Annotated in this window: 5 protein-coding genes and 1 pseudogene; all 6 read right to left on the minus strand. The window is 35.5% G+C overall.

Features of this window, described 5'->3' with window-relative positions:
* Nucleotides 1-126 precede the first annotated feature (126 nt).
* Nucleotides 127-546, minus strand: a complete 420-nt coding sequence (locus tag BACCELL_RS19910; RefSeq protein ID WP_044154150.1) for an RteC domain-containing protein — start codon at nucleotides 544-546, stop codon at nucleotides 127-129.
* Nucleotides 500-739 carry a hypothetical protein gene (locus BACCELL_RS19915; protein WP_044154245.1) on the minus strand — a complete coding sequence of 80 codons (240 nt, stop codon included), beginning with the start codon at nucleotides 737-739 and terminating at the stop codon, nucleotides 500-502. The genes BACCELL_RS19910 and BACCELL_RS19915 overlap by 47 nt, the downstream gene beginning before the upstream one ends.
* A 34-nt stretch (nucleotides 740-773) precedes the next feature.
* Nucleotides 774-1742: a ketopantoate reductase family protein gene (locus BACCELL_RS19920; RefSeq protein ID WP_007213835.1), complete on the minus strand. Its 969-nt coding sequence runs from the start codon at nucleotides 1740-1742 to the stop codon at nucleotides 774-776.
* Complete coding sequence (locus BACCELL_RS19925) at nucleotides 1739-2584, minus strand: helix-turn-helix domain-containing protein (protein WP_007213836.1); 846 nt, start codon at nucleotides 2582-2584, stop codon at nucleotides 1739-1741. The genes BACCELL_RS19920 and BACCELL_RS19925 overlap by 4 nt, the downstream gene beginning before the upstream one ends.
* Before the next feature lie 502 nt (nucleotides 2585-3086).
* A complete protein-coding gene (locus BACCELL_RS19930) occupies nucleotides 3087-4499 on the minus strand; it encodes a hypothetical protein (RefSeq protein WP_007213837.1) in 1413 nt (470 codons plus the stop codon).
* 16 nt (nucleotides 4500-4515) lie between these two features.
* Nucleotides 4516-5054, minus strand: a pseudogene (locus BACCELL_RS19935) (hypothetical protein); the annotation flags it as partial.

Below are 5054 nucleotides of genomic sequence, written 5' to 3' on the forward strand. Positions count from 1 at the left end.
ACTTCATTTTTCAAGTTATATATAAATGATTACCAATCGATTGATGAAGCAAAGTTCGGCAAAGGAAAGCAAACAAATTACAGGGTAGCATGCGCTACCCTGTATAAATTGATGCTAAACGCCTGATTATCTATACCCTTTGTTTTCGTGTTCTTTGCGGATAAGGTTTGCCAGTTCATTAAGGAACTCCGTTAGTTTGGCTGGTTTTCGCTTGATGACATCCATGTATTTTTGGTGATAATCACCTAATTTGATGTTAAAGAGCCATTCAAAGGCTTTTCCTAAGTCCGTCAGGTGAACAGTTTTTTCATTTTGATATATTATACGCTGGGAGAGAAATAGACCGCTGACTATTTCCATGATACTAATAAGGCTTGTTTTGTCTGCTAAATGGAGAGGGGAAAGAAATAGTTTATTTGCGTGTTGCTGAAACTGTTCCGGATATTTTATGCGCAGTTTGATAATACGCATTTCATTATTTAGTAATCCTATTGCTTCCTCAATTAAATGCAAGTAGGGCATTTTTTTCTTGCTCAAACCGCACACGATACGATTTAAGTCGATGCAAACCAAAGGAGAAATAACGAAGTAAAACGCTATAATCCTGTTCGTTGCAACTGAAATCAGCTAAATGTGTAGCCAATTCCTCAATAGCTTCTGTAAATTCTGTTACAGAAACTTTACGCTGCGAGCATTCCAATAATAATTGGAAAAATCTCTCTTGTAATATATCTTTCATATACTTATATTTAATGGCTATCGAATTGATAGCTTTATTCACTTACTTTTATTAGTTTGGTTAGAAGTTTTAATTGTGTCAGATTAGAAGTTATAACAGCATATTTTACACCACTATCTATTATATCATCTATCATTTGCCTTATTTCAGTAGGAGAATGATTTATATGTCCATCAAACATAAGTTGCAGAGCATCATTACTATAAATTTTCTTAGCTATTGGCACACTGATAAATAGAGGTAAAAGATATAATCTGTTTGCTTTTTCTGTTTTAGGATTGATGCCCATTCTTTCACAAATAGCTAAGCCTTCCCGAATAGCTTTCATTGTAGTTTTGATAATAGCTGTATTCTCTATAAATTTAGAGGCACTTCCGGCACTCATTATTCCCGCTGAAAGACCGGCAGCGACAGCATAATGTGTGATTAGCCATACTAATATTTGATTAGAAATGACAGGCTTTAAGTTTGCTTTATCCAGTATTATAGAAAGCTTTTCTACTCGTGGAGTTATCCGCCCGTCTTTTTCACCTAACGGAGTATTGGAATATTTTAGACCTGAAATGGCACAATGTATGCTTTTATCTTCTTTTCCGCCCCCGACCATAAAGGGAAAGGCAAAAAAGTATTGTTCAGGTTTTAGATATTTATCTATTTCAGTAAAAACATCCCAGTTATTTTGGAAAAATACAACATTTGCTTTTCCTGCTGACTTTGAAAGACTTGGCAATATAGTTGATAATTGCAATTTATTGGTGGAGACAATAATGTATTCAAAATCATTGTTTGACGAAAGTTCGTCTATTACTGTAGGCTTAAAGATTATATCTGTATCTTTTCTTGCTTTCTCTCTAAAGTCAGAACAGATAATGCGAATACCATCTTTTTGTACAAGTTCTTTTTGCTCCTTACGCACTAATACAGCAACGTCACATCCTGCTTTGGATAATTGCCAGCCATAAGTACAACCCACTACGCCAGCACCGTATATCAATATTTTCATAAAGCGATGTTATTAAGTTTTTTATTGTCGTTGATAAATACAGAGTTGAATACCGATAGATTCTCTGTATAAGTATCACAAATATCAAGTAGTTGTGTAGGGGTATAACCCGTGAACATTTTGAACTCCTTTATTAAATGTGATTTATCATAATATCCACAATCATAGGCAACTTTACTTATACTGATTTGTGGAGTTGATTGCAAAATATTGAATGTCTTTCTAAATCGTGTGATTTGGATAAAATCTTTTGGATTTAGTCCTACATATTCAGCGAATATCCGTTTGAATTGCTTATATCCTAAACAAGCCGTTTGAGATAAAACGGATATATTTCCTTCACCTTCATTGATATTGTGTATAGTAGCCATCATCCTATTAGCGTTGCATGATATATTTTCGCATAGTCTATTTAATAAATATTCTTCTATCAATCTGACTATTTGATAATTATCTGATGCTTCATTTATTTTCTCTTCCAATTCTACTAAACAGGTGTTATCTAACAAATCAATACCTATATTCTGATTAGTAAACTCTTCCATAGGATATGGAAAAAACATCCTGCATCCAATAGGCTGGAATAAAATAATGACCATATCCAAGAAAGAAAATTCTATGTCTGAATAAGTACTGATTTGCCCGCTTATATAGGATTGTGGTTGCGTTCCCTTATGAAAAGAAGAAATAATTTTATTTCCTTTATGAAAAACAAGTGCTACACAACCCGCCGGGATAGAACGCTGAAAGCCTTGCTTTACATCATCTATCCTTAAAAACCAATATTGCTTTATATAAGGAGCGAGCAATTTGGTAGGTTGTATTACTTGAATTTTCTCCATTTTGCCTTAACTATCAGGCAAAAGTAAGATTTCTTAGATTGATAATAGGTGTAAAAAAGGGACATTCTAACAAAAATGCAAAAAAACACAGTAGAGAAGTTAGAAGCATGATACTCTGTTAATAAATCTTTAGATAATGTTCCAAATGAACTATTTTACTATTTTTGCACCAACTCAAACAACCACCGCAACACCAAGCAATCTAAAGAATTGCACACGTGGGGTTATTAGTGGGAGAAAGAATTAAGAGCTTGCTAAGATATTGAGTACGTGAGGAATAGAAATAAGGTTCATCTTCCGTACGCACCGCTCAGTTCTCAATAAAAGGTCCTAATTCTATTAAGAATTAGGACCTTTTTTGTTATAAAAAAATATGATAACCATTCTTATTGCGTGATAAATTATCCCTCTAATAAGCACCAGGCTTTAAATGTGTCGGTTTTCTGTCAAAATATTGTTCAATATATTAATGAATCAGTATTTGTATTTATTAAAAAGCTTATCAGATGTTACTAATACTTTTACCACTGATATAAATATCTTTTAGATTTCCCTCAATAGAGCCATTAGCTCCCAGTTTCACATTATATCCTTGTCCATCAAGGACAATATTGTCAGGAAGAGTCAGTGTTTCTGTTAAACTGCTCCAGTCGATATTTATAAAAAGGCGAATTACTTTCTTTCCATCCTCCATTTTATAAAAAGCTTCAGGGATTGGGATTTTATTGGGTGTTTTTGATTGCAATGCCTCAAGCAACTTCTCAGCTTCTTCTTTTGTATAAATACCGGGAATAGGGTGATGGGGAACATCAGCCTCTCCCGCAGTACTCCATTCTGTAATAATCGATCCGTCACCACCGCCCGTTGCCGGACCATCTTTCAATGTAACATTCAATCTAATAGACTCACCGGCAAATAGCTGTATTCTATTGTTGTTATTGTTGATATTTCCAGTATAAGTTTTGATGCCATTGGCTGACTTACGTTTTATGACAAAAAAGCCAGATTGATTTTCAGGCCTGTTATTTTCTGTATTATCCCAGAAAATAAATGGAGGTACATAAATAGCTTGTAATATATCTTCTGCAATCTGAATTGACCCTGTTTTCTTATACCAATTTTTTACGACAATGCCTTTCTGAGAATCTTCGTAATTTAGCGTAATCCAGTCATGGTTATCTTTCAATACGCCATCATATTCCTTCTGTTGTTCACGAAAATGCCCCATATCGAATGTGGCGTTAGCTGGCAGGTTAGGAAATATGATGTCGCAAGAATCTGTTATGTATTCTTCTTTCTTTCCATTGATATCTATATGGTGTATCCCTCCAAATATTACTTTCGCCACTTGCCTCTGCAGTGTTATAACTACTTTCGGACCATGGGGAGACAATTGTTGCGGCCCGACGGTGGCACCTACGAAATATTCCAATCCAGTTTTATATCCTCCGAATGTCACTTTACCATTTCCAATTTCGTTATTAGGATTATGGGTGAATTCCACTCCTGCAGGGTCTCCATTCGCATTGATAGGTACGGATAAAGCTTGAAAAAAATAACTAGTCTGACTACTATTCCATTTTAATGGTTCTATATCTCCTGTGGTTTCCAATTGATCTCCAGTGCCTGATGCCACTTTATAATGGCCCCAAGATATTGTCCCTTCGGTGACTTTTCCGTTTGTGTCAATTTGTTTAGCTTCTATTTGCCGTATATAGATAGTACCATATAGAGGACCATTCCCATCTTGCCCTATGGGATAATAAGAACGTGTTTGTGCAAAAACATTTTCATTTCCTGCAAAGGTTATTTCAACTGGATGCTCTGGTATACCCTCCATCTTTTCGTTGTCGCATCTGGCAAAAAGGAATGTAGACAAACACATATATATTATTACTCTAACTAGATTTTTCATAAATGATTCTTTTTATTTAGTTTTTGTTTTCTGTACCGACAAATGCACCTGTACCTTCGGCTGTATTTTCTTTCTTCAAATCTGTTGTTGTTCCGCCGCCGCCACAAAATGTACCGGCATGATAGTGATAGGCCTTATAGAAGTCGGCATTGAATTTGTCCCATCCTTCATTGTTGCTAATATGCACAGCATTCTTCATAGAACCTATTACGCCACCTATGGTGTAGTAAGTATAGTCTGAAACATTATAGTTCGTGGCAATGGATACTTTGCTAAAAGTAACTCCTCCCGTTACTGAAGCTGCTTGCACATGTCCCACAATGCCTCCGGTAGACGAATGGGAGGTTATAGTCTTGCCCTCTTCATTGGGTTCATATTGGGGGATTCTTCCTCCTATCACACTTCCTACAACGGATATATTCATAATAGAAGGCGTATTATCTATAGTTGTATTCTTCTCGGATAATGTTGTCCTTGCTACTCCTGCTATTCCCCCAACATAATTCCATGTTCCAATGGATTTACTTGCATCAACCATTACATTCACTTCGCAAT

Source organism: Bacteroides cellulosilyticus DSM 14838, assembly GCF_000158035.1.
GTDB classification, from domain to species: Bacteria; Bacteroidota; Bacteroidia; order Bacteroidales; family Bacteroidaceae; genus Bacteroides; species Bacteroides cellulosilyticus.

Excerpts from the sequence above, each read along its gene's own strand:
- BACCELL_RS19925 (WP_007213836.1), bottom strand. The coding sequence starts at position 2,584 with ATGGAGAAAATTCAAGTAATACAACCTACCAAATTGCTCGCTCCTTAT.
- BACCELL_RS19930 (WP_007213837.1), bottom strand. The coding sequence starts at position 4,499 with ATGAAAAATCTAGTTAGAGTAATAATATATATGTGTTTGTCTACATTC.
- BACCELL_RS19915 (WP_044154245.1), bottom strand. The coding sequence starts at position 739 with ATGAAAGATATATTACAAGAGAGATTTTTCCAATTATTATTGGAATGC.
- BACCELL_RS19920 (WP_007213835.1), bottom strand. The coding sequence starts at position 1,742 with ATGAAAATATTGATATACGGTGCTGGCGTAGTGGGTTGTACTTATGGC.